Raw genomic sequence first — 22,188 nt, 5'->3', positions numbered from 1 at the left:
CAACGAGATGATTAATAAAACTGTTTTTATGTTTGTGTTTACGATGCTTCTGGTGGGATGTCAATCCCGCCGGACCGTCGTATCCTTCACTTCTCCGGACATGGAATTGCCGGAAACATTATTAAGTATTGGAAATCAGGAATGGAAGGCGGTGCGTGATACCGCGAATACCATTCGGTTCGAGTTGGAGGATGTGCCCTCGGGGTACGCGTTGCTGCGATTCGGGCGCACCGGTAAAATGATATTCGTGGAACGGGGGCAAGATTTGACCGTCCGTTTTACCCGTCATGTGCAACCCGGAGTTTCCCGTTATTCATTCGAGGGCGGGTGTGCACGGGAAAATCAGTATATGGAAGAACAGACAAGACCTAATATGCGTGTTATGAATGACTTGTCTGAAGATGACGAGGTTATTCGCTTGTTGGACGACACGGTACGTCAGCGGGTGGAGGCTTTACGGGCTCTTGCCCTTTCTCCCGATTTTACCCGGTTGGAGAGCGAGCGTCAGCGTTATAATGTCCTGCGTTCCTTTTCTGTTTACAAGAAATGGGGGAATGCTCTTTATCCTTATTTGAAAGAGCAATTAAAGGAAAACCCGGATCTTCTCGTGACCGAGGATTATCAAGCCTTTTTATTGGATGGTTTGTATGCTATCGGTGGTGAAGGACAAACTACCCCCTACGGCTATGCTAAAGGACAGTTGGAATATATCGTGCAAAATATTCAAGATACGGCGGTAGCCGATTTTGCGCTAAATTCCGTTTTATCGAGATACATGGAAAGAAGAGGGGTGGAATCGATAGACGGGTTAATGGACATGTTCCGGCAGAAGGTACATTCTCCCCGGGTAAGGCAAGCCGTCGAGGAGTTATACGTGAAATGGAATCGGGTGGCGAAAGGACAATCCATACCCGAGTTTACTTTTCTGGATATTGATGATAAGGAAGTTGCGCTATCAGAATTCAAGGGCAAGTACGTGTATATCGATTGTTGGGCAACGTGGTGCGGTCCTTGCAAGCAACAATTGCCGGCATTGAAACAGTTGGAACACAAGTATAAAGGAAAAGACATCGTTTTTGTCAGCATATCCAGCGATAGCGATAGTAATAAATGGAAAAACATGGTGAAAGAACAAAAGCTCGGTGGTGTACAGCTCATCAAGACAGTTCCCACGTATTCCGAGTTTTCCGACCTTTTCATGATAAACGCCATTCCTCGCTTTATTATCCTTGATAAAGAGGGTAAAGTGTTTGACGCGAACGTTACCCGACCTTCCGACCCCGCCACGGTGGAATTGTTGGACGGCTTGTTGTTGTAAGAATAACGGTTATATGGAAGGAGCATTTCTGCTGAAATAGGCTCCTTCACTCGTTTTTCTCTCGTTGTTCAGACGCTGTTGAGATACTGCCGATAGAGTGAACAACGGTAGTGTGAGAATTGTAGGACATTACACGGGGAGGTATCAAACCTAAATGGTTACGCTATTCTAGAGTTACTCTTGCTTAACCTTAAAAGTACAACACTTTCGCCTCACGAACGTATCATAAACGCACGTCGTCGTCCATGATACGTTCATGCTTCGAAGATGATACGTTCATGGTCTGGGGAAGCGTGGGAGAAGGTTCCCTGTAAAGGGTGCGCGGGAGTAGCCCGATGGCGTCTTCTTTATCTCGCGATGTCGATTTTGGTCTTCATGTTTTTGATTTTTTCGTTTCGGACGCGGGAGAGTAGTTGACGGATATTGCCTCGCCGTACGGCGACAAAGGCGTGATAATCTTTGACTTCGATTTTACCGATGTCCTCTTTTTTAAGTTGTCCTTTCTGGCAGAGGAAACCCACGATATCCATTTTGTTCACTTTGTCTTTTTTGCCTTTCCCGATGTACAGGGTTGTCCAGCGGGGAGTTGCGGGGGAAGAGTTTTTCCTTGTCAGGGAGAATGTTTCCGGTGCTTCCGTCAGGTATTCCGGTAGTTCGTCTTCGTCGTCAAACAGGAGGAAGGCGGTACCGGAGGCGTTCATGCGTGCCGTTCTGCCGTTGCGATGTATGAAAGCGTCCTCTTTTTTGGGCAGGTGGTAGTGGATAATGTATTTTATTTCCGGGATATCCAAGCCGCGGGATGCCAAATCGGTGGATATGAATATGTTCGTGCTTCCGTTGCGGAATTTGCATAGAGCCCGTTCCCGTTCGTCCTGTTCCATTCCCCCGTGAAAGAATTGATTGTCCACTTCCCGCTCCCACAAGTAATCGCTGACTTCCTCTGCCCGTTCCCGGAAGTTACAAAATATAAGAACGGGTGCTTCGTCCAGTTCGCAGAGTAATTTGTATAGCGTGTCGAGTTTGCTCTCTCCTCGCGAATAGACTGATTTGACAGTCAAATCGGGAGCCGCGTTATGTTGGAAATCTAACGTGCAAGGAGAAACGACTCCCGTGAAAGCCGGAATGTCGACCACGTTTGTGGCGGAAGTGAGAACCCGTTTATGAAGATTCGGGAGGTATGAGAATATACGTTCCATTTCACCGAGGAAACCGAACTCCAACGATTTGTCAAATTCATCCAGTATGATGGTGGAAACGGTACTGATATTTATTGTTCCGTGTTCGATGTGGTCGAGAATACGCCCCGGGGTTCCGATAAGTAAAGCGGGAGCGTGGGCAAGACTTCTGGTTTCCACGTTGATGTCATGACCGCCATAGCAACAAACCACTCTTAGACCGCTTTTTAAGGAGCGGAAAACGTTTTCTATCTGCATGGCGAGTTCCCGTGCCGGGGTGAGAATCAAGGCTTGTATATCGTTTTTTTCAGTGTCTAATGACTCTATCAAGGGGAGTAGAAACGCGAGCGTTTTACCCGAGCCGGTAGGAGAGAGCAGGATGATATTATCTGATTGCTTGTAGGCTCTCAAGGATGCTTCCTGCATCTCGTTCAAAGAGGTGATTCCGATATTTTCGAGCGCTAAGCGTAAATCGTAAATCATAAATCGTAAATTAGTTTATTTTCAATTTCTTCTTGACTCTTGGACGGTCGAAGACTATTTTGGCTTGTTTGTAGCCTTCTTCCATGATGTCCTCGACGTTGTTGAGGTCGAACATGCTGAAACGGCTGATATGCCGGGGAACGATGACGATATCACAGAGTTGGGTGTCGATACTCATGTTAGACAGGATACCCATGTGAAACGAACGTTCGGCAAGATGCACGATGCTTTTGATATGGTTGCTGGGTTCCAACGGGTCGATATGCACCCCGATGACGATGTCGCAAAGGTCACGAATAGGGCGTACGGGAAAATTCATGAAAACACCCCCGTCGGAATACTGGTGGTTGTCAATATTGACGGGTACGAACACGATAGGTATGGAACAGGATGCCAATACACGGGGTACAAGCTCGCCGCTGTTGAAGTGCGTGGGTATTCCCAAGTTCATGTTCGTGGCCGTGACGACCAGCGGTATTTGCAGGTCTTCAAATGTTTTTGCTTGAATAAATTCGGATAATCGTTTTCCCATTCCGTTCATGTTCATTATCCCGGTTTTAGACACGAGAGGACGGGCAAAGTCGAGAAGTTTTTTCCCCTTGAAAAAATCCACGCCTTCCTCTGCCGTGTGCCCGGAAGCGAACATGACGCCCGCTATTGCTCCCGCGCTGGTTCCGGATATGATGTCCGGTTTGATTCCTAACTCCTGCATTGCCTTGAATACTCCCAGATGGGCGAATCCTCGGGCTCCTCCTCCGCTTAATGCCAAACCGATATGGAATGGACGTTTTTCTTGATTCATTGAGTTTGTAAAGTTTATAAGGTTTATAAAGTTCATAAGGTGATGGGATTCCATAAACTTTATAAACCTTATGAACCTTATAAACTTTATGAACTAAAAAAGGGGCGATAGCCCCTTTTTATTATTTTACAGTAGCCATGTGAGCGATTAACTCGAGTACTTTGTTCGAGTAACCCCATTCGTTGTCGTACCAAGATACGAGTTTCACGAAATTGGAGTTCAATGCGATACCTGCTTTCGCGTCGAAAATAGAAGTGCGGGCATCTCCCAAGAAATCTGATGATACTACTTCTTCTTCGGTGTAACCGAGGATTCCTTTCAATTCGTTTTCAGAAGCCTCTTTCATCGCAGCTTTGATTTCGTCGTAGGTAGCTGCTTTTTCCAGACGGCAGGTCAGGTCAACCACGGATACGTCCAACGTCGGAACGCGGAATGACATACCGGTTAATTTGCCGTTCAATTCCGGGATTACTTTTCCCACGGCTTTCGCTGCCCCGGTAGAAGACGGGATGATGTTTCCTGCAGCCGCGCGTCCGCCTCTCCAGTCTTTCATGGAAGGACCGTCAACTGTTTTTTGGGTAGCGGTCGTGGCGTGTACGGTAGTCATCAAACCTTCAACGATGCCGAATTTGTCATGAAGTACTTTAGCCAACGGAGCCAAGCAGTTCGTGGTACAAGAAGCGTTGGAAACGATAGCTTGTCCCGCGTATGACTTGTTGTTTACTCCCATGACGAACATCGGGGTGTCGTCTTTTGACGGGGCGGACATAACCACGCGTTTAGCACCTGCTTTCAAGTGAGCTTCCGCTTTTTCTTTCGTTAAGAAAAGTCCGGTAGACTCTACCACGTATTCCGCGCCTACTTCATTCCATTTCAAATCTTCCGGGTTTCTTTCAGCCGTAACGCGGATAGCGTGGCCGTTCACCACGAGTTTGCCGTCTTTAGCTTCAACGGTTCCGTTGAAACGACCGTGCATGGTGTCATATTTCAACATATAAACCATGTAATCAACGTCGATTAGGTCATTAATACCCACGATTTCAATATCGTTTCTCGTCATTGCAGCACGGAAAACCAGACGACCGATGCGTCCGAATCCGTTGATACCAACTTTAATTTTTGACATTTTTCTTTTATTATTTGATTAATAATGATGTTAACTCTCTCGTTTAATGTCGTAAACTCACACAAAAGTATGGATAAAAAAATGAAAAACAAAAATCTTTTGGATTAGTTATACGCGAACGTTTTTTTTGTGAAAAAAGTTTGCGCAAACGTTTTAGATTTGTATCTTTGTCCCTGCAATGAAAGGAAATGTTTTTTGCTTTTATAAGTGTAGTAAATTTATTGTTAGTGTGTTAAAAAAAAAGAGGCTTATGCCTCTTTTTTTTAGTTTATAAGGTTTGTAAAGTTCATAAGGTTCATAAGGTTTTGTGTCTACGGCAGCGTGGGCTGCCGTTAAACTCTGTCCGAAGGACACCTGTTACTTTATAAACTTTATGAACCTTATAAACTTTATGAACTCATTTGGTATCCCTTTTTACAGTCAATACCCTTTTCGTCGCGGGAGAGACTTTGTACCGGTCGTCGATGCGGTGGCCTACTACCCAGATAATGTCTTTGCCGGATTGGAGGATGAGGCATTCTTTTTTCTGTTTGGCACTGAATTTTAGGTCAGTGAAGAGGTCACTCAGTTTTTTCTTGCTGCGTTTCATGCCGAGAGGACAGAACCAATCGCCTGTCGACCAGTGGCGTAAGACTAGGGGATACGTGATTTTGTCGAGGTCGAAGCATCCGATTTCGGAATCTTGCGGGACTTGGAATGAATTGTCAATCTCTTGTTCCCCGAGCGTGAAAGTGTAATCGTCGAGGTGATATTCCCCGCTGTCTGCCAGAAGCGTGCGTTCTTCTTCTTTTTCCAGAATGTTGAAAAGCCGCCAGTACACTCTGCCTTTCGTGAGCAGGTATTCTCCCGCTTCGAATTGCTTGCCGGGGATGGCTTCGTTGCTATGGAGTATATCTTCTATTTGGGTGGCGTTGAACCCGTAAGGTCTTAGAAATTCGAACAGGAACGTGTAGGGGGCGGGCGATGCCATTGTCTTTTGGATGTCAATAAGTATTTCGCCGTTTTCTTCACTGACGATGTTTGCTTTCAGGCAGTCGATGCCGTACTTGTAGATTTGTTCCACCTCTTTCAGCGTGTTGCAATTTTCCTGCACGGTGTTGAGGAAGGAAGGATTGATTTCCTTGCAGACGGGAATAATCAGGTGGCGGATTTTATTCCGCACGTAATCGAGGGAATTGTTCGTCGAGTCGGTACGGTAACCGAGCTGGTTTTGCTCTATGTACGCAATAATCTCTTCCCGCGAGCGGGACAGGAGAGGACGCAGTATTTTATCCTTGACGGGACGAATACCCGTTAATCCTTTTATTCCGGTTCCGCGGCATATATTAATGAAGAGTGTTTCTGCCAAATCGTCGGCATGGTGTCCCACGACGATGTAATCCATTTTTTTCTTCAGCCGCATTTCCTCGAACCACGCGTAGCGTAATTCGCGTGCCGCCATTTCTATGCTGATGCCTTTTTTCTGGGCGTATTCCCGCGTTTCAAAACGTTTCACGCTCATGGGAATCCCGTAAGTTTCACAAAAGCGTTTCACGAATTGCTCGTCCATATTGGACTCCTTGCCCCGGAGATTGAAATTGCAGTGCAAGGCGTGTATTCTTAAATTCAAGTACTTGAACGCGTGAAGCAGTGTGATGGAATCGGCACCACCGCTGACGGTGATGATGAATCCCGCTTTTTCATCAATATCATGTTCCTTCAGGAATTTTTTTATCGTGTCCAACATAACCTTTCCATTTAATGATTCCCCTAAAATTAGCCATTTTTCCCGACATTCAAATAACGAGGGCGGATTTTTTTCTTGCATGGCAAGTTTTTTACCAGAAACGTTGTTTGCCGTCCTGTATGGTGAAAACGCGTTCTTCTTTGCCAGTTGTGTGGTTTTGAAGCCAATAGACCGCATTGGAAGGAACCGCGTCAAACTCGATTTCATATCCCTCGGCTATTTTGCTGCCAAGCGATTGCCAACCGTCCCGGTCAAAGTAAAAAAGTTCGTATTCGTTGCCGGGATAGATGCCGTTCGCGTCGTTCCGGGGCAAGTAATGCATTTCCGAGATACTGACGGGTTCGCCGAAATCAATCATGAATTGTCGGGAAAGACGCCCGTAACTGAGGGCGTTACCGTCAAAGATGTTGTCTGTCCTTGAACTTTCGCCGATCGGATCGATGCCTTTTCCCCGGATGACATTCCCCTTGTTATCCTTGAAGGTCCACTCGGAGAGTTCTGCCATTTTCGTGTGGTCGAACAGCCAGTAACGGTATTTTTGTGTCGTGTCCACGGGAACGATTACCGGGTACATGTTAGGGTTTCGGTCTACGCGATACACGAGTCGGGAAGTTTTGAACGAGGCATCGTTGGAACATCTGAAATTAGCCCCGACGAGCGCGTTCCCATGATATACCTTATTACTGTGTAACGGGTATTTTCGGGTGAGTTTTACGGTCTGCAAGTGTGCTTTGTCCGGTTGTAAAGAGGTGGTTGTGCCATTTGCGCGGAGAATGAAAGGATAAGAAAAGTTCTTCTGGCGCTCGTTTTCAAAATAGACGGGGAAATAAATGATGTTTCGCCCGAGGTCACGGAAGACCGCCTTATTTCGTTTTACTTTACTCCAATCGACGATACGCAGTTGGCGATTGTTGAAAATGGCGAGATAGGCGTGGTGTATCGAATGGCAGCGACCGGGAATATCCGCTTTCACGGTCACGTCGGATGTCGCTTGATATTTACGGGTAACATCCCGGTTAAACGGGTCGCGGAAAAAAGGTGGAATGTATTCATCCCCTTCGGGTTTCGGAATTTCATTCACGGCGTAAGTGCGACGGAATACTTTCGGGGCGTTTTTGGTTTCCAGTTGCCCGTGCAATATATCCAGTTTCTTGGGATCGATGACTACCGTCCACTCGTGAAAACCGTTCATGTCCGCCCAGCAAGGCACGTGGTCAATGGCAGCGGGAATACCCGCCATGCGGAATGCCAGTAATTCCAGTCGGCTGGTAAATACACATTCCGAGATAGTGAATGGAATGTTTGCCACGGAACCCGTGTTGGTTTTGTAGGACAAGGTATGGTCGCTGACTTGTTTGCTGATGTTGTAGACGGAGAATTTGCGGTCGTCGAAGTATTGTATAGCTTCCCGTATGTATTTTTCCTGTTCCGGGGCAAGTGAATCCCGCCAGTAATCCAACGTTTCGTTGCCGATACGATAGGGAAGAAGGTATTCCAGAAAGTCCTCGAAAGATATTCCTTCCAGCCACGGGCGGGTAGTCCATTGTTCGAATGCTTTGTCTATATTATATATAAGGTAATCCGCTTGCACGTGCTTGATGTCCGCTTCTATTTGTAGTTGCTGCCGTGAACGTGAGTAACGGGCGGGTTGCATGAGAATCACTTTTTTCAACAGGTAATCTTGTATCGTAGTGTCGACTATTTGCTTGAAATCCTGAAGAAATTGCCCGCTATAAGAGAAATGTTCCGGCATGTTTTCTATAAGAAATAGGGCTGCTTGCAGTTTTAGACTGTCTTCGGGATTTTGGGAATAGTGTTTCAGTACTTTTTCCAGTTCCGCCCGGTTGGCTTCACTGGCTTGCAAAGCATACTCCAAACGCGGGGATGTATCCCGGCAAGAACAAAATATGATACAAGAAAGAGTTGTAATCAAGCAGATATATTTCATTATCAAAACGGTTTTCTTAATTATGAGGCAAAAGTAGGTATAATTTGAGGAATATCATTAAAGGTTCGTTTATTGACGCTCAAAAATAGTAATAATCACACACAAATACCAAAATTAGTGTTTTTTTATTTCTTGCTTATTATCATGGTAATACGGGAATAATTACAACGATACGGATAATCTTGGATTCTCTCGAAACAGACTATTAATAAACGAAGGTTTATTTCCATTCCGCTGCTAGATGGCGGAAGGCTTGAAATTCACGTGGGATCGGTACATATGACAGAGGATAGAGATAAGATAATTGCACGGTTATATTGCAAATTGAAACCAGAATTGCGTGTTTACGCTGCCCGATATTGTCCGGAAGAGGCGGAGGATATCGTTCATCAGGCATTCGTGAACGGGTATGACCGTATTATGGCCGAACGGAATGAGGCGGAACAGCGTTCGTATCTTTATTCCACGGTGAAGAACCTGTGCCTTAATTTCCTGCGTAACGTTCGTCCCGTTTACACGGAAACACCACCGGAGTTGATGACCGAGTTCGCAGTTATCGATACGCATGACTATATGTACGAGTTGATCGCCCGTTTACCCAAGAAAGAACGGCGGATTCTTGAATTGGCCTTACAGGGATATTCCACGAAAGAGATTGCAGAACAGATTGATATGGAGTACAACACGGTACGGCATTATAAAAAGGAAGCCTACGCTAAAATTCGTCAGGCATTGAAAAATGAAATTTGATTTTATTTTTGTCCGAAAAGAGATTGCTGCTTGATATTTTGCTATTTTTGTGACGTTAGGTGTTTGTTTACTAAGAATTAAAAATGATATAAAGTGGATAGCAAGGATCGGTTTAGTGATGCTCGTGTCCCCGAGTTGATGAAGAAAGCCCGGATGGGTTGGTGGGAGGCGGATTTTAAAAGACAGTGCTACGTGTGTTCCGAGTTCATTCGTGATTTGTTTGGCTTGGGAGAAGACGGCGTTATCAGTTTCGAGGATTTTCGGGGTTTCATTCGGGAGGATTACCGTTTGCGCACGGTAAATGAATTTGTTTTCGGTAAAACTCAGAACGTGTATGATCAAGTGTACCCGGTGGAAGTTCATGGTGAAATTATCTGGCTTCGGGTTAAACTGTGTTCCAAGGAGGTGGATGAAGAGGGATTCATGAGAACTTTTGGCTTCATGGAATGTCTGGATGTACCGGAAAGTATGGACACGAGTACCACTGCCTTGCAACGGGTGAATAACCTGTTTGTGCAGCAAAACAGCATATCCCGTTCTTTATTATCCTTGTTGCGTTCGGACGACCTGAGCGGTGTCGTGAACAAGATTCTGGGAGATATCATGCAATATTACCCGGAGGGATGTACCTATATCATAGAGTACGATTGGGAAAAGAAAACACAGACTTGCAGTTACGAGGCGGGAAGTTACAAGTCTTTCAAGAAAAAAGATTACATGGAGGATTTCCCCATGTGTGAAATACCTTGGTGGACGGAGCAACTGGCACAAAAAGCATCCCCTATTATTTTGACAAACTTGGACGAATTGCCGGAAGAAGCTACAGCTGAGAAAACGCGTCTCATGGAACAAGGGGTGAAATCTTGCATGGTTGTCCCGATGATATCCAGAAACGGGGTGTCCGGGTACGCGGGTGTGGATATATTGGATAAACCCCACGTGTGGAGAAACGAGGATTACCAGTGGTTTGCCTCTTTGGTAAATATCGTGGGTATTTGCATGGAGTTCCGGAAGTCCGAGATTAAAGCTCAGGTGGAGAAAGAATACTTGGATAATCTATATCGCCATATGCCGGTGGGATACGTGCGGATGCGAATGGTGTACGATGAACAAGGGCGGGTGAAAGATTATCGCTTTATAGACTCTAATAATATGGCCCGTTACTTGTACAATCTCAAGGACGAGCGATGGATCGGCAGACTGGCAAGTGAAGTGGACGAAGAAGATATACAAGAGCATATAACTGACTTGGAAAGCGTGGTGAAAGGAGAAGGTCCGAGAGAGATAAATTACTACCGGTCGGGAGTCGATAAATATTTTCATTCCGTGATGTATTCTCCTTGCAAGGATGAAGTGGTGCTGATGTTCTCCGACATGACAGATACTTTCAAGGCTCACGAGGCGTTGGACCGGAGTGAACGGTTATTACGGAACATATACAAGAATATTCCCGTGGCTATCGAATTGTACAATAGAAACGGGATTCTCGAGGACGTGAATGACAAAGACTTGGAAATATTCGGTTTGGACTCGAAAGAAGCTGTTCTAGGCATTAACCTGTTTAAAAATCCGATGATTCCCGAGGAGGTAAAAGATAAATTGAGGAGAAGGGAAAGTGCCGATTTTTCGATAGATTACGACTTTTCCAAAATTGGTGAAATGTATCAAACTTCCAAGACTGGTATCCTCAATTTATTGACACGGATAACCACGCTTTACGATGCCGCAGGTAACTTGACAAATTATCTTTTGATTAGCGTGGATCGGACAGAAGCGACAAAAGCGTATAACCAGATTAAAGAATTTAAAGATTTCTTCACGTTGGTCGGTGATTATGCCAAAGTGGGATACGCTCATTTCAACGTGTTGACAAGAGAGGGGTATGCGTTGGATAGCTGGTACCGGAACGTGGGAGAGGAACGAGGAACCCCGTTACAGCAGATTATTCGGGTACACGGTCATTTCCACCCGGAAGATCGTGCCGTGGTACTTGATTTCTGGGATAAGGTGATACGGGGCGAAATGTCGTACATCCGTAAAGATGTCAGGATATTAAGGGAAGACGGCAGTTACACGTGGACTTGCGTGAACGTGCTTGTGCGGGATTATCGTCCACAAGACGGTATGATCGAGATGATATGCATCAATTACGATATCACGGATTTGAAGGAAACCGAGATGAAATTGATTAAGGCAAGGGATCGGGCGGAAGAGTCTGATCGGTTGAAATCTGCTTTCCTCGCGAATATGAGTCACGAGATTCGTACCCCGTTGAATGCAATCGTCGGGTTCTCCAATTTGTTGGCTTACGCGCAGGATGAGTCGGAAAAGCAACAGTATATCAGTATCGTGGAGGAGAACAATGAACTGCTCCTGCAATTGATTTCCGATATATTGGATTTGTCCAAGATAGAAGCGGGTACTTTCGAGATGGTGTGCGGTGATATCGAGATAAATCCCTTGTGCGAGGACGTGGTGGCTTCCCTGCAAGTCAAGGTTCCGGCGGGTGTTGTACTCCGTTTTGAGCCTTGTCCGGAGAATTGTCATATATATAGTGATAAGAATCGTATTCACCAGATTATATCCAATTTCGTGAATAATGCTTTTAAGTTCACCTCTTCGGGCGAGATCGTGGTCAGTTGCCGGAGGATAGGCAAAGAGATTGAATTTGCCGTTCGGGATACGGGAATTGGTATTGAACCGGAAAAACAGAAAAACATATTCGATCGTTTCGTGAAGTTGAATACCTTTGTTCACGGCACGGGATTGGGACTTTCTATTTGCAAGAGTATTGTCGAGCAATTGGGCGGTCGCATCGGGGTGGAATCGGAACCGGGCAAAGGTTCCCGTTTCTGGTTTACTCATGCGGTAAGTCAATAAAAATGCGTACTTTTTAGAAAATCTAGTATCCCCGCGGAAAGCCGGGAGCAAGTAGCTATGTCTGCTATGATACTGACTTGCCCGTGTTTACCTGTTATATGCCAAGGGGAACGCTTCCCGTTTAATCTTTTCGTTTTCTCGTGTTATTAGTTAATGTGTGTTAAAATTGGCGTTTTTGTTCATACATTTTTCTTTCTGATGTGTATCATGTTTAGAAAGACGAAATAGATAATGGAAGAACTGAAGAAATTAATAACAAAAGATATTTTTGATTGCCTGTCTGGGGAAGATGCCCGGCGGTTGGAGGAGATACGGGCAAGATTGAATATCAGCGACAAGGACTACCGGCAGATGAAAGCAAGAGCAACAAGCCGGGAATTACACGAGCGAATCATGAACGTGAGGAAACGTCCTCGGCGGTTCATGGTAGTGGCACGTTACGCGGCGATTTTGATATTGCCGTTGGCGATAGCCGTGTATTTCCTGTTAGATAAAGAGAAACAATCTCCCGCGGTAGTTGTGGCACAAGTTGAAAAAACTTTACCGGCACCGGAGCGCAAGCAACCCCGGTTGATTCTGGATGACGGGAAAGTGGTGAATCTGGGGCGTGAAGTCAAGGAGGAACAAATCACGCTTCATGCCGTGAACCGGGGAAACGAATTGGCATACGAGAAGAATCAAGTAGTGGAAGAAGAGGAAACGCTCGTTTACAATACCGTGGAAGTACCTAAAGGCGGTGAATACCATGTTTCTTTGGCTGACGGTACAAGAGTGTGGTTTAACGAGGAAACACGGTTAAGGTTCCCGGTAACCTTTGCCGGGGCAACCCGTGATATTTATCTGGAGAGGGGCGAGATTTACTTGGAGGTGGAGAAGGACGACCGGCATCCTTTTATTGTTCACACGGGAAATGGTGATATCCGGGTGTTGGGTACACATTTTAACGTGAAGGCTTCGTCCGGTCGGGTGATTGAAACAACGCTGGTGGAAGGACGGGTGGAAGTGAGCCGTGACGGGACGAGCGTGATATTGAAACCTTTCCAGCAAGCGGTAGCCGGGGACGTGATAAACGTGGTGGATGTCATGGATATGGATGCCATTATCTCGTGGAAAGACAATATGTTTTATTTCCGGGACGTGGAGTTGGAGCAGATATTGGATAAGTTGGCGAATTGGTACGGTTTCAACGTGTTTTACGAGAATCCGGACGCCAAGCGGGAGAAATATTTCGTGAGCATTGACAAATACGCCCAAGTCGATAAGATTTTGGATGTGATTTCAGAAGTCGGTAACGTGAAATTTAAAATAAACGAGAAAACAGTGATTGTGTATAAATAAAGGAAAAGCGAGTGCTACCAACACCCGCTCTGTCCCAATGCCCGAAGAGGCATTAATGTTAAATTCTAATTTACAAATGTATGAAAAAAATGTCTGATTTCTGGGGAAGTCATGTCAAAAAAATTCCCCTCCAAGGTTTGTTATGTCTTTTAGTCTTGTGTTTTAGCTTTCCGCTTTTTGCACAGCAAACGGGAAAAGCGATAGACATTAACGTGAAAGATGCAACCGTGAAAGAAATCTTGGAAATTATCAAGAAGCATGATTATCGTTTGGTGTATTCCACGGCAGTGATTGATGCCTGCAAGAAGAAGGTGACGATGAACTTGAAAAAAGCCACCGTTTCACAAGTGCTTGACGAGGCTTTCAAGGATACGGAGCTGTCTTACAAGGTGGAAGGGAATCTGATCACGATCAAAGAGGTGCAGAAAGATAAGTCAATCGTGGCGAAAGGTGTCGTGAAGGACGAGCAGGGACAACCTGTTCCCGGAGTTTCCGTGATTATCAAGGGAACCGTGACGGGTACCGCTACTGATGCAAATGGTAATTTTCAGATTAAAGTTTCCGAGAATAGCGTGTTGCTTTTCTCTTTCGTCGGGATGGAGGCAAAATCTGTGCTAGTCGAGTCAGATGCCCCGATAACGGTGGTGCTGAAGGAGGTTGTGAATGAGATGGATGAGGTGGTTATTACCGGATTCCAAACGGTGAAAAAGAGAGAATCGACTTCATCTATTGTTACACTGAAAGCAGAAGATTTTATTGAACCAGTCGGAACTTCGATAGATCAAATGTTGCAAGGTAAAGTTCCGGGGATGTCCGTGATGCAGATGACTTCCACCGTGGGAGCAGCACCTAAGATTCGTATCCGCGGTTCTTCGACTATTATTGGAAATCGCGAGCCAGTGTGGGTGTTGGATGGTGTGGTTTTACAGGATCCTGTACCATTGGATGCTTCAGAATTGAACAGTATGGATCAAGTAAACTTAATAGGTAATGCCATTTCTGGATTAAATCCGGAAGATATTGATCGAATTGATGTGTTAAAGGATGCTTCGGCTACTGCTCTTTATGGTACGAAAGCAGCTAACGGTGTTATAGTAATTACCACGAAAAGAGGAAAGCCGGGGCCTCCAGCCGTGCGTTACAGTACTTCAATGAGTTTTATTGAAAGACCGAGTTATGATAATTTATTTTTGATGAATTCTAAGGAAAGAATGGAGGTTTCCGAAGAAATTTATAATAGAGGTTTAGAATTTGATGGTTTTTCTCCTACCAATGCAGGTTTCGAGGGAGCTTTGTATCAATGGCTTAATCGAAAGATTGATCAGAATCAATTTTCTAAAGAAGTGCAAAAAATGAAAGAAATGAATACGGATTGGTTCGATTTGTTGTTCCGTAATTCGTTCAGTCATCAGCACACGTTGTCTGTTTCTGGAGCAAGTGAACGGGTCGATTTTTATTTTTCTGCCGGGTATTCCAATCAACAAGGAGCTCCGCTGCAGGAACAGGCGGAGCGTTTCAGTTTTATGTCTAATTTAGGGTTTAGAATATCGGATCGCTTCCATGCTACGGTTATGTTGGGTGCCAGTATTTCAACGACAGACCGTCCTACTGTAGATTTGTTCCAATATGCCTATAATACTTCTCGGGCTATTCCGGCATATAATGAGAATGGAAGTTTGTTTTTCTATGATTACGAGAAAGGGTATAATAATGTCCCTTTACTTTATAATGTGTTCAACGAATTGCAATATTCCGGATCGCAAGATAAAGCCAGAAGTATCAATACGAATATCACGTTAGATTATAAATTTGCTTCTTGGTTGTCTGCTAATGCCGTGTTGTCTTATAATACCGGTACCACGGACAGTGAAGATTGGTATGATGAACGTACCCATAGGGTTTCAACTTATCGTAAATTACCTTATGGGTACGATAAAAATCTGTTAGGCGAAAATTTGGAAAATTATAAAGATAAAGAGTGCCTGATTCCTTATGGCGGTATATTGAATACAAGCAATAATGGTGCGGATTCTTTTACAGCCCGTGTTTCTTTCAGTATGAATAAATTGTTTAATGATACGCATAGTCTGTCTTTTATGGCAGGTCTGGATATGCAATCTCAAAAAGCAAAAGGTTATATAAAAGAAGAATGGGGTTATTTACCGGGACGTGGGAAGAAGTTTGTGGCCATAGAAAAAATGGATGATTGGAGAAATGCTTCTCAAGCAATGATAGAGATGAAACCTAGGCTTACGGATGCCACGAATAATAATATTGCTTATTACGGTTCTTTTTCTTATGCATATAAAGGTAAATACGTGATGAGTGCCAATATCCGTGGTGAAGGTTCCAATAAATTAGGAGAACAAGCTCGTTTCTTACCAATATGGTCTGTATCGGGTCGTTGGAATATTACGGATGAATACTTTATGGAACCTGTGTTAGATGTGCTTTCCAATATCGCAATCCGCTCTTCTTTTGGTATTCAAGCAAACGTGACAGATGCTCATAATCCCAATATGATTATCTCTTTGGGGTCTTTTGACTCGAATTCAGAGGAGTATACGGCATCTCTTAATTCCTTGCCGAACGAGGGGTTGAAATGGGAAAAGACAAATTCTTTTAATATTGGGGTTGATTTTGATTTGTTTAAGGGAAAGCTTTCCGGTTCTTTTGAGTATTGGGATAAAAAAAGTAAGGATCAATTATTGTACTTGGAGGTGACAAGTACGAACGGGGCAAAATCAGTAACAATTAACGGGGGAGATTTAAAAAATAAAGGATGGGATTTATCTTTATCTGCTACTCCGATTAAAACTAGAGATTTCGAATGGCGCTTAACATTCAACACTAGTAAAGCGTATAATGAGGTGGCGACTACCGCTACTCAAAGTGTGACTTATGCAGAATATTTAAGCGGTACGCTAGTAAGAGACGGCTATGCGTTAAATTCATTCTATTCTTATCGTTTCGGGGGATTGGACGAAAATGGAATTCCGACTTACTTGGGATTGGAAGATCATGATGCGGAGGGGAATGTAACTATTACAACTCAAGAACAAGCACTAAAATCGGCTCTAGCATATAGTGGAAAACGTGAAGCGGATCTTACGGGAGGTTTAACCATGGGATTTCGTTACAGGAGTTTAAGTCTTAATACGATATTTGCGTTATCCATTGGTTCTAAGATTCGTTTGAATGATTTGTACCAAGGGAGTAATTTTAAATTACCTTATCCCGGTCAGAATATGGGGTCTGATTTCGTGAAACGTTGGAGGAAGCCAGGTGATGAAAAACACACGAATATTCCCGCTTTGACGGATGAATTCTATTCGGTATCCAAAATGTATAGAAATAGTGACAATCCAATAAATAAGACTGATATAATGAATAGTGTGTCGTCGAATTATTGGCAAATGTATAATAATGCGGATATGCGTGTGGTTTCTGGAAACTTTTTACGTTGTCGTTCCATATCGTTGTCCTATTCATTTAATAGTGATTTAGCTCGAAAACTGTATTTGAAATCATTATCGATGAGTTTAGCCGTGAGCAATCCGTTTGTGATTAAACCGAAAGGATTACAAGGACGTGATCCGGAACAAGTGACAATGGGGTCGGGGACAATTCCTCCTAGACAAACGTATTCGTTTACAATGAGTGTAACCTTTTAACCAAAATCAGAGATGAAGCAAGTAATATATATAATTTCTTTATACTTTATGTGTACTTCTTGTAGTGATTTTCTTGACTACAAGGATAATGATAAAGTAATCCCGGGTGAATTAGATCAATATAGTGAATTGATTGCGGGAGAATTAACACAAAAATATGTGGGTGCGTCATGTCATAATCTCTGGATTATGAGTGATGATTTTGGAACGTTCGTTCCTTCATGGATAGGAGATCGAACGACAGATAATCGTGAAACCTATCAGAGTTGGTATGGGTGGGCAAAAGAATCCCAGATTACCCCTAAAGGAGATGAAAAGATTGATCCCGCTTGGGAACATTTTTATCATAAGGTGTTAATGTGTAATATTATAGAACGAGATGTTGATGAGTTTGAAAATGATCCGGAAGGAGTAAAATTGCGTTTGTTGGGAGAGGTACAGGCTCTTCGGGCGATGTCTTACTGGTATCTGGTAAATATGTACGGGGAGCCTTATCGTAGTGCAGAACAAGCAAAAACAGCAATGGGGGTGCCTATTAATAAGGAGACAAGTATTAAAGATAAGCTGTATACGAGATCTACATTGCAGGAGGTTTATGAGTTGATGGAAGTAGATCTGAAAAATGCTTTGCAAAATTTAGAGAAAGGTGAACAAAAGCATACTATTTTTCGTGCGAATAAAGATGTCATTCGTTTGTTTTTGTCGCGTATTTATTTGGAACAGAGAAAATATGATGATGTGATTACTGTATGTAATGATGCCTTAAAAGAAACAACTCGAACTATTATTTCCGTGGAGGAGATGTTGACTTATAATTCCAGTACTAATCCTATGTTGAATAAAAATAATAACAGTCTGATTTTTTCTTGGCTAAATCGGGATGCTTACCCCGGAATGTCTGTCTCTGAATATAGTAGTGGTAGATATTGCGTGTCAGAGGATTTAGTTGCTTTGTTTGCGAGTAATGATATACGTAAATACTCGAATGTTTCTTGGGATGGGAATAAACAGCATATTCAAAAATATAGATCTCAAGAATCCGGATGTGAAGATATGAATTACCGGGTTGAAGAGTTTTATTTTAATCGGGCTGAGGCGTATATAGAGAAAGGTGAATGGGAACTGGGAATGAAAGATATAAATGAAGTGTATTCTAGACGCTTGGAGGAAGAGGTTGGGCATTTGGATGCTACGAATGTGGATGATGCCAGAACGCATTTGCGTAATGAAAAACGTAAAGAGTTTTGTTTTGAAGATATGCGTTGGTTTGATATTCGGCGTTGGGGATTGGAGGTAGAACATAGATTTTATAACTTCAGCATGGACGGAACTTATTTTACTTATATTTTAGAAGCGGAAAGTCCGAATTACGTGTTACCGTTGCCTTTAGATATTCAACGTCGTAATTTTGAAATAGAACAACCGAAACGAGTTGAAACCAAAACTAAATAAAAGGATAGTCATGAAAAAAATATTAATGTTTTTATTGTGCGGGCTGTTGTTTATCGGATGTTTTGATGATGAAACAATTCATGCCGATTATGTGGCATACGGGAGAGTTTACGATACGACGTCAACGGATCCGGTTGTGAAATATATTTCTCAATATTATTACAAGTATAACAAAATAATAATTTTGGATCCGCTCCCCGGCGATTATATGTTTAATTTCCAGTCGAAGCATGACGTGAATATGGTTCAGCCTCCGCAAGATCAAGAGTCGCTTTTAAAAAGATTGCAATTTTTGGAAGAAATGTTTCTTAATGGATATAGTGATGAGGTTAAAAATGATATGTTTCCGAATATAATTATTTTGGCTGACTCAATCAAGAATCTTAATACGGATAAAGAGGTGGATATATATACGACAACATATTATATCGCTTTTTTGGTGAATGACGGGATGTTGAACAAGAGCGAGAAAGAAAAAGAAATCCTCTCGAGAAATTGGAATAAAACTTTTTTGGATTATTGTACTAAAAAGATAGATTGGAAGGTGCCGGAGGAGTTTTATCTTTACCCGACAGATGATGAATTTAACAAGAAAGAGAATTGGTGGCTCCCTATTCCGGATGCAACAAAAAAAGATACTGCAGATATTAATCTAGTTTGGGAAAGAGGCTATCCAACGGGGAATTGGACTTATTACTTTGCTCCCTATCCTGTAGAGGAATGGGGGTACGCTTCGTCTTCCAGTAAATCGGGTTATTTGGAGAAATTCTTTGAATTTTTGTTTACTACACCGCAGGAGACGATAGATAAAGCAATTGCGGATCATGCAAAATTGAAAAAGCCACATGATGTACTAGATCAGGCTTTGAAAGATGATTTCGGGATTGATTATCGTACGATGATGTATAAGGCAAAGTAATTGTAATTTTTAATGATTAATTGATTGTATATATGAATAAAGTATTGTATATTGTTATTTTACTGTGTTTTAGTGTTGCTAGTGTGAATGCTGCCAGTGGAGAGTGGGGAAAGAAGAAGAAAAAGAAGGCGGCAAAGGAGCAGGTGGAGTCGAAAGACTCCACTTCGAAAGCCACGTCAACGAGTGAGTATGAAAAATTCATGAAGGATGCCGAGGTGAAAGAGGGGATGTTTAACGTGATCAAGAAGAAGGATAAGATTTATCTGGAGATTCCGAAGGCTATCATGAACCGGGATTTCTTGATCAGTTCTCGTGTTTCTTCGACGAGTCGCACGTGGCAGATTGATCCGGGAACCATTAATAGGGATCCGCTATTGATTACTTTTTCGTGTGATGAGAATAAGGTGTATATTCATTTCCCGCATTTGAGGTACGAGTGCAAGGAGGATTCGGAGATGTACGAGGCATACAAAAGACATAGTAACCCGCCGATTTGGAAGGCCTTTAAAATAGAGGTATTATCCAAGGATTCCAGTAGCTGCGTGATTGATGCAACTTCGTTGTTCTTGTCTTCTATCGCAGAATTTTCCCCGTTTCCGGATCTTCCGGCAGAAGTGCGTGCGTTTGTGCCATTCGGGGGTACGTTCCAGAGTGATCGTTCCAGAATCGAGGAGTTTAAGGCATTCGAGGATAATGTTATCGTGAAGAGTATGATGACTTACACGACAGACAAGGAAGGTCCCTTGACCACAATCGAGGCTCGTAATATTGTTATTTTGCCGGAGAAGCCGATGACTCCCCGTTATTCGGATGAGCGTGTCGGATTTTTTGAGGAAACCCGTTTTTTGTTTGACGAGAATCAGGATCAGTTGCAACGTTACGGGATTATCAATCGTTGGGATTTGCAACCCAAGGATATGGAAAAATATTTGGCGGGAGAGTTGGTTGAACCGGTAAAACCGATCGTGTGGTACGTGGATCCGGCTATCCCGGAAAAGTGGAGAAAATACGTGAAGTTGGGTATCGCGGATTGGAATATCGCTTTCGAGGCTATCGGGTTTAAGAACGCGATCGTGGTGAAAGATTACCCGACGGATGATCCTAATTTTGATCCGGATGATATTCATTATAATTGCTATCGTTTCGTGGCTTCCGCGAGAGAAAATTCCATGGGCCCCTCTTGGATAGATCCCCGTTCGGGAGAGATTTTGTGTGGAGATGTGATTTCGTGGTATGGGGTGGTGACTTTGTTGAACAAGTGGCGGATGATTCAGACTGCGGCGGTAGATCCTTCCGTGCGTTGTCCGGTGATGACCGACGAGAACATGGGGGAAGCAATGCGTTACGTGGCGGCACACGAGATCGGGCACACGCTTGGGTTGATGCATAATTTCGGGGCATCGGCAGCCTATCCGGTGGAGAAGCTAAGAGATCCCGAATTCACTCAAAAATACGGTACGACTCCTTCCATCATGGACTACGCCCGCTTCAATTACGTGGCACAACCCGGTGACATGGAGAAAGGGGTGAAATTAACGCCGCCGTTAGTGGGTGAGTATGATATGTTTGCTATTAAATATGGCTATCAAGTATTGGCGAACGTGGAGAGTCCGGATGACGAGAAAGCGACTTTGCGGGCATGGATTAAAGAGCAAATCGGTAACAAAATGTGTTTCTACGGGCAACAGGTTTTCCAGTTTAATTTTGACCCGCGTTCTCAAGCCGAGGATTTGAGTGATGATGTGATCAAGGCGAATACTTACGGATTGAAGAATCTGAAGTATGTTACGGCTAATTTCGTGGATTGGATGGCCGTGAATGATGAGGGATATGCGGCTGTTGAGGGTACCTACAAGGAAATTATAGGGCAATTTTTCCGCTTTATGAACCATGCTATGGTAAACGTGGGAGGGATGTACGTTAACCCTAAAGGGTTTGATGATAATAACGTGCAATTGTATCAATACGTGCCTAAAAATAAACAGGTGGAGGCTTTGACGTTCGTGTTGAAGAATTTGAACGATTTGCCTAACTGGATCGTGAATGATAAAGTTACGGCTATAGTGGGCCCCACGGCAAAGCCGTACGTGCAACAAACGCAATTCTTTAGTGAAATGTTGACTCGCGAGTTCCTTGGACGCCTTCAGTTGAACGAGATCGACGGGAAGAACGTGTTCACGATAGATGATTATTTGAATATTATCTATGACTACATGTTCTCTCGCAAGGGAGGAAGTTTACGGTTGTGTGACATGGCTTTTCAAAATTCTTTCGTGGATAATTTGAAAGAGTTTATGGATAAAGGAGAGTTTAAAAGTGCGGGTAGTGGCAAGGCTTTGACGGATTACGCTATGGAAACGACTTGTAGTTGCCACGCGTATTGTGAATCTCATGGTTTTAATCCGGTGGATCCTTTGAGTGAGATTGTTTTGAGCCCGAGAATTGACAGAACAAACAAGCGTCCGGTGGTGATGAAGTATTTACGCAAAGCTTACCAGACGGCTAAAGCGAGATCGAATACGGGAAATGATAAGACCCGTGAACATTATCGTTTATTGGTCTTGAAATTGAATTATCTGTTTGATTGATCCGTGTGA

Annotated in this window: 13 protein-coding genes; 8 read left to right on the top strand and 5 right to left on the bottom strand. The window is 43.5% G+C overall.

The genetic code is table 11. The features are described from left to right. The first annotated feature begins 7 nt into the window (after positions 1-7). Positions 8-1,318 carry a redoxin family protein gene (locus tag H8S64_RS08930; protein ID WP_186975782.1) on the top strand — a complete coding sequence of 437 codons (1,311 nt, stop codon included), beginning with the start codon at positions 8-10 and terminating at the stop codon, positions 1,316-1,318. A gap of 347 nt (positions 1,319-1,665) precedes the next feature. On the opposite strand, the gene H8S64_RS08925 is transcribed toward H8S64_RS08930, so the two are convergent. The 5 genes from H8S64_RS08925 to H8S64_RS08905 form a co-directional block, all read right to left on the bottom strand. Next, positions 1,666-2,976, bottom strand: a complete 1,311-nt coding sequence (locus H8S64_RS08925) for a DEAD/DEAH box helicase (protein ID WP_186975781.1) — start codon at positions 2,974-2,976, stop codon at positions 1,666-1,668. Positions 2,977-2,986: 10 nt separating this feature from the next. Further along, positions 2,987-3,778: a patatin-like phospholipase family protein gene (locus tag H8S64_RS08920; protein ID WP_186975780.1), complete on the bottom strand. Its 792-nt coding sequence runs from the start codon at positions 3,776-3,778 to the stop codon at positions 2,987-2,989. Positions 3,779-3,899: 121 nt separating this feature from the next. Further along, positions 3,900-4,904: a type I glyceraldehyde-3-phosphate dehydrogenase gene (gene gap / locus H8S64_RS08915; protein ID WP_118715487.1), complete on the bottom strand. Its 1,005-nt coding sequence runs from the start codon at positions 4,902-4,904 to the stop codon at positions 3,900-3,902. A 397-nt stretch (positions 4,905-5,301) separates the two neighbouring features. Beyond that, positions 5,302-6,711, bottom strand: a complete 1,410-nt coding sequence (tilS, locus tag H8S64_RS08910; RefSeq protein ID WP_255469484.1) for a tRNA lysidine(34) synthetase TilS — start codon at positions 6,709-6,711, stop codon at positions 5,302-5,304. 10 nt (positions 6,712-6,721) lie between these two features. Next, positions 6,722-8,578 carry a hypothetical protein gene (locus tag H8S64_RS08905; RefSeq protein WP_186975779.1) on the bottom strand — a complete coding sequence of 619 codons (1,857 nt, stop codon included), beginning with the start codon at positions 8,576-8,578 and terminating at the stop codon, positions 6,722-6,724. Between the two features lie 279 nt (positions 8,579-8,857). Here H8S64_RS08905 and H8S64_RS08900 point away from each other — a divergent pair, with 279 nt between their 5' ends. From H8S64_RS08900 to H8S64_RS08870, 7 genes are all read left to right on the top strand, one after another. After that, positions 8,858-9,328: an RNA polymerase sigma factor gene (locus H8S64_RS08900; protein WP_186975778.1), complete on the top strand. Its 471-nt coding sequence runs from the start codon at positions 8,858-8,860 to the stop codon at positions 9,326-9,328. A 93-nt stretch (positions 9,329-9,421) separates the two neighbouring features. Then, on the top strand, positions 9,422-12,208 hold the full coding sequence (locus H8S64_RS22765) for a sensor histidine kinase (protein ID WP_186975777.1): 2,787 nt from the start codon (positions 9,422-9,424) through the stop codon (positions 12,206-12,208). Between the two features lie 231 nt (positions 12,209-12,439). Further along, positions 12,440-13,546 (top strand): FecR family protein, encoded by a 1,107-nt coding sequence (locus H8S64_RS08890; RefSeq protein ID WP_186975776.1) that lies wholly within the window; start codon positions 12,440-12,442, stop codon positions 13,544-13,546. Between the two features lie 80 nt (positions 13,547-13,626). Further along, positions 13,627-17,220, top strand: coding sequence for a SusC/RagA family TonB-linked outer membrane protein (locus H8S64_RS08885; protein ID WP_186975775.1), 3,594 nt, complete (start codon positions 13,627-13,629; stop codon positions 17,218-17,220). Between the two features lie 12 nt (positions 17,221-17,232). Then, positions 17,233-18,672: a RagB/SusD family nutrient uptake outer membrane protein gene (locus H8S64_RS08880; protein WP_186975774.1), complete on the top strand. Its 1,440-nt coding sequence runs from the start codon at positions 17,233-17,235 to the stop codon at positions 18,670-18,672. Positions 18,673-18,682: 10 nt separating this feature from the next. Beyond that, positions 18,683-19,591 carry a hypothetical protein gene (locus H8S64_RS08875; RefSeq protein WP_186975773.1) on the top strand — a complete coding sequence of 303 codons (909 nt, stop codon included), beginning with the start codon at positions 18,683-18,685 and terminating at the stop codon, positions 19,589-19,591. 32 nt (positions 19,592-19,623) lie between these two features. Further along, positions 19,624-22,179 carry a zinc-dependent metalloprotease gene (locus H8S64_RS08870; protein WP_186975772.1) on the top strand — a complete coding sequence of 852 codons (2,556 nt, stop codon included), beginning with the start codon at positions 19,624-19,626 and terminating at the stop codon, positions 22,177-22,179. Positions 22,180-22,188: the final 9 nt, after the last annotated feature.

Source organism: Butyricimonas hominis, assembly GCF_014287455.1.
Taxonomy (GTDB): Bacteria; Bacteroidota; Bacteroidia; order Bacteroidales; family Marinifilaceae; genus Butyricimonas; species Butyricimonas muris.
The sequence above is the reverse complement of the archived record's forward strand: the minus strand, read 5'-3'. Positions and strand labels throughout refer to the sequence as shown.

Excerpts from the sequence above, each read along its gene's own strand:
- H8S64_RS08905 (WP_186975779.1), bottom strand. The coding sequence starts at position 8,578 with ATGAAATATATCTGCTTGATTACAACTCTTTCTTGTATCATATTTTGT.
- H8S64_RS08900 (WP_186975778.1), top strand. The coding sequence starts at position 8,858 with ATGACAGAGGATAGAGATAAGATAATTGCACGGTTATATTGCAAATTG.
- H8S64_RS08880 (WP_186975774.1), top strand. The coding sequence starts at position 17,233 with ATGAAGCAAGTAATATATATAATTTCTTTATACTTTATGTGTACTTCT.
- H8S64_RS08920 (WP_186975780.1), bottom strand. The coding sequence starts at position 3,778 with ATGAATCAAGAAAAACGTCCATTCCATATCGGTTTGGCATTAAGCGGA.
- H8S64_RS08875 (WP_186975773.1), top strand. The coding sequence starts at position 18,683 with ATGAAAAAAATATTAATGTTTTTATTGTGCGGGCTGTTGTTTATCGGA.
- tilS (WP_255469484.1), bottom strand. The coding sequence starts at position 6,711 with ATGCAAGAAAAAAATCCGCCCTCGTTATTTGAATGTCGGGAAAAATGG.
- H8S64_RS08930 (WP_186975782.1), top strand. The coding sequence starts at position 8 with ATGATTAATAAAACTGTTTTTATGTTTGTGTTTACGATGCTTCTGGTG.
- gap (WP_118715487.1), bottom strand. The coding sequence starts at position 4,904 with ATGTCAAAAATTAAAGTTGGTATCAACGGATTCGGACGCATCGGTCGT.
- H8S64_RS08870 (WP_186975772.1), top strand. The coding sequence starts at position 19,624 with ATGAATAAAGTATTGTATATTGTTATTTTACTGTGTTTTAGTGTTGCT.
- H8S64_RS08885 (WP_186975775.1), top strand. The coding sequence starts at position 13,627 with ATGAAAAAAATGTCTGATTTCTGGGGAAGTCATGTCAAAAAAATTCCC.
- H8S64_RS08925 (WP_186975781.1), bottom strand. The coding sequence starts at position 2,976 with ATGATTTACGATTTACGCTTAGCGCTCGAAAATATCGGAATCACCTCT.
- H8S64_RS08890 (WP_186975776.1), top strand. The coding sequence starts at position 12,440 with ATGGAAGAACTGAAGAAATTAATAACAAAAGATATTTTTGATTGCCTG.